This window comes from Mesorhizobium sp. M7D.F.Ca.US.004.03.1.1, from assembly GCF_003998635.1.
GTDB classification, from domain to species: Bacteria; Pseudomonadota; Alphaproteobacteria; order Rhizobiales; family Rhizobiaceae; genus Mesorhizobium; species Mesorhizobium loti.
Window position 1 is genome coordinate 5,001 of the sequence record NZ_RZQG01000187.1, and the last position, 3,096, is coordinate 8,096.

At 56.7% G+C, this 3,096-nt stretch carries 2 protein-coding genes, 1 tRNA gene and 2 rRNA genes (1 of these 5 cut by a window edge); all 5 read left to right on the forward strand.

The features are described 5' to 3' along the window. Window positions 1–1,027: ribosomal RNA gene (locus tag EN935_RS13355) — 23S ribosomal RNA — on the forward strand; it begins 1,795 nt to the left of the window's first position. 152 nt (window positions 1,028–1,179) lie between these two features. Further along, a 5S ribosomal RNA gene (rrf, locus tag EN935_RS13360) occupies window positions 1,180–1,294 on the forward strand. A gap of 182 nt (window positions 1,295–1,476) precedes the next feature. After that, window positions 1,477–1,553, forward strand: a tRNA-Met gene (locus EN935_RS13365). 670 nt (window positions 1,554–2,223) lie between these two features. Continuing rightward, window positions 2,224–2,490: a type II toxin-antitoxin system ParD family antitoxin gene (locus EN935_RS13370; protein ID WP_127265332.1), complete on the forward strand. Its 267-nt coding sequence runs from the start codon at window positions 2,224–2,226 to the stop codon at window positions 2,488–2,490. A gap of 3 nt (window positions 2,491–2,493) precedes the next feature. Continuing rightward, the gene (locus tag EN935_RS13375) at window positions 2,494–2,805 is read left to right on the forward strand and encodes a type II toxin-antitoxin system RelE/ParE family toxin (RefSeq protein WP_127265331.1); all 312 of its coding nucleotides are present in this window, start codon (window positions 2,494–2,496) and stop codon (window positions 2,803–2,805) included. Window positions 2,806–3,096: the final 291 nt, after the last annotated feature.

Below are 3,096 nucleotides of genomic sequence, written 5' to 3' on the forward strand. Positions count from 1 at the left end.
TTAAGAGGAGGGGTGCAAGCTCTGAATCGAAGCCCCAGTAAACGGCGGCCGTAACTATAACGGTCCTAAGGTAGCGAAATTCCTTGTCGGGTAAGTTCCGACCTGCACGAATGGCGTAACGACTTCCCCGCTGTCTCCAGCATAGACTCAGTGAAATTGAATTCCCCGTGAAGATGCGGGGTTCCTGCGGTTAGACGGAAAGACCCCGTGCACCTTTACTATAGCTTTACATTGGCATTCGTAGTGGCATGTGTAGGATAGGTGGTAGGCTTTGAAACCTGGGCGCCAGCTCAGGTGGAGCCACCCTTGAAATACCACCCTTATTACTATGGATGTCTAACCGCGGCCCGTTATCCGGGTCCGGGACAATGTATGGTGGGTAGTTTGACTGGGGCGGTCGCCTCCTAAAGAGTAACGGAGGCGCGCGATGGTGGGCTCAGAACGGTCGGAAATCGTTCGCTGAGTGCAATGGCATAAGCCTGCCTGACTGCGAGACTGACAAGTCGAGCAGAGACGAAAGTCGGTCATAGTGATCCGGTGGTCCCGCGTGGAAGGGCCATCGCTCAACGGATAAAAGGTACGCCGGGGATAACAGGCTGATGACCCCCAAGAGTCCATATCGACGGGGTTGTTTGGCACCTCGATGTCGACTCATCGCATCCTGGGGCTGGAGCAGGTCCCAAGGGTATGGCTGTTCGCCATTTAAAGCGGTACGTGAGTTGGGTTCAGAACGTCGTGAGACAGTTCGGTCCCTATCTGCCGTGGGTGTAGGAATATTGAAAGGATCTGTCCCTAGTACGAGAGGACCGGGATGGACGGATCTCTGGTGGACCTGTTGTGGCGCCAGCCGCATAGCAGGGTAGCTATATCCGGACGGGATAACCGCTGAAGGCATCTAAGCGGGAAACCCACCTTAAAACGAGTATTCCCTGAGAACCGTGGAAGACGACCACGTTGATAGGCCGGGTGTGGAAGAGCGGCAACGCTTGAAGCTTACCGGTACTAATAGTTCGATCGGCTTGATCGTTCTCATTCCTTATGCTCATCGCTCCAAATTGGAGGATGACAGGCACGACAAAGATCAGCGAAAAGCTCCGACAGAGCCCCAGGCCTTACGCCTGATGCTATGTTGCGGCCAATCGCTAGAAACAGCTTCTCGAACAACGTGCGTTTTGCCGACCTGGTGGTTATGGCGGAGCGGCTGCACCCGATCCCATTCCGAACTCGGCCGTGAAACGCTCCAGCGCTGATGGTACTTCGTCTCAAGACGCGGGAGAGTAGGTCGCTGCCAGGTCTGCTAAACGCACGTTGAAATCTTCTCTCTACGAACAGGCCCGCCAATCGGGAAACCACGGGCCGCGTAAGCGGCCCTTTCAATTGGTGAGCCATCTACCTATTTGTAGGCCTCGGCTTACAGAAAAGGAAAGCAAGCAAGTGCTTGCCTAGGAACGCAAGCAAACGCTTGCTTAGGGTTGACGCGGGGTGGAGCAGCCCGGTAGCTCGTCAGGCTCATAACCTGAAGGTCACAGGTTCAAATCCTGTCCCCGCAACCAAATCCAATAGTCAAACGGCCCGCTCTGCGGGCCGTTTGCGTTTGGGGGACTGCTTCTCGCCAGCCAACTGACCATCGCCAGCCAGCTGAACTCCTCGGCCCACAAAGAGGCCTCAGCTGACAAGGCACGACAGAACAAAGCCTCTCAACAAAAATCCAATTCAAAATAGCCCGCAGCCCGCGGGCCGTTTGCGTTTGGAGGGACTGGCAAGGCCCCCGTGGATTAAAGCGCCCAGATGCCGGCTCGGCCGCTCAAGCCGAATCAGTGGCTGAAACACAAGACCATCCGATCGCACCTGGCATCGGTGATGCCGGCGGTGGTTTGCAACCGAATACGAAATGAATTTAGCCGGGGTGGTGTTCTATCAGCCGGCTTTAGTGGCTACCCTCGGCCATGACAACGAGTGACGATCGCGAATATCGGCCTGCACGTAGATTCCTCGATCGCGCCGGCGGCCGGGCGTGTCACGCCGCAATAGCCGCAAGTGCCGTTGCCGAGCGGCCATGGGCGCTCAAGCGACGCTTCGTTGATGCCGAATCAGGTGACGGGCGATTCTCTGAGGGTGAATGGCGACAAGGTGTGGCATGGTCGAATCAGCCAAACTTGCCAATAGTTGACATCTATTGCCAGATTCGGGAATCGCTCCCATATTCCCTGCAGGAGGTTGCCAATGCCAAATTACGCTTTGAATGACCACTACGAGAGTTTCATCAGGAGGCAGCTCGAATCGGGTCGCTACAACAATGCCAGCGAGGTTGTCCGTGCGGGCCTGCGCATGCTCGAGGATTTCGAGGCGGAGCGGGAGAAATGGCTGCGCGAGGAGATACCGGGTCGCCTGGCTGAACTCCGGCAGGATCTAACGAAGGGCATCCCTGCCGACACGGTCTTCTCTCGGCTGGAGGCGCGTCATCGCGCCAAGCAGGCGAAAGCCAAGTAGGGGATGGAGTACCAGATTGTCTTCCACCCCAAGGCGGAAGCCGAGTTGGAGCAACTCTACGATGATATAGCCGGACGTGCGTCGCCGGCGATCGCCTGGAATTTCATTGCGGGTATCCGCGACCATTGTCTCGGTCTGTCGACTTTTCCACAGCGGGGCACCGAGCGGGTCGAGATCATGCCTGGGCTGCGGATTGTCGGTTACCGGTGTGCCGTCAGCATTGCCTTCGCCGTCGAGGGTGAGCGGGTGCTGATTCTCGGCATCTTTTACGCAGGCCGAAACATCACACCGGAATTGCTCGAAGATCGGTTCTAAATGCCACTTCCGGTAGGGAATTGCTCTGCGGCGATCTAGGCGCAACAGTTGTTTTTCAGGTCGATGATGCGCGCTCAGCGCCGAGACCTCGGGGCGCATCACAGGAATGGTCGGCGGCAGAACACCGCTCACAATTCAGCCAAGCCAGCTCAGGAATTTCGGCCCCGTGGATATCTTCACGAGAAATCGAAAAAACATCGCTGATCGGTGTTGACAGTTCTCGTTGGTGGCGACTATATACGCCTCACCAACGAGGGCGGCTCGCCGCTGGCGACGAAGAAGTTTGCTTCT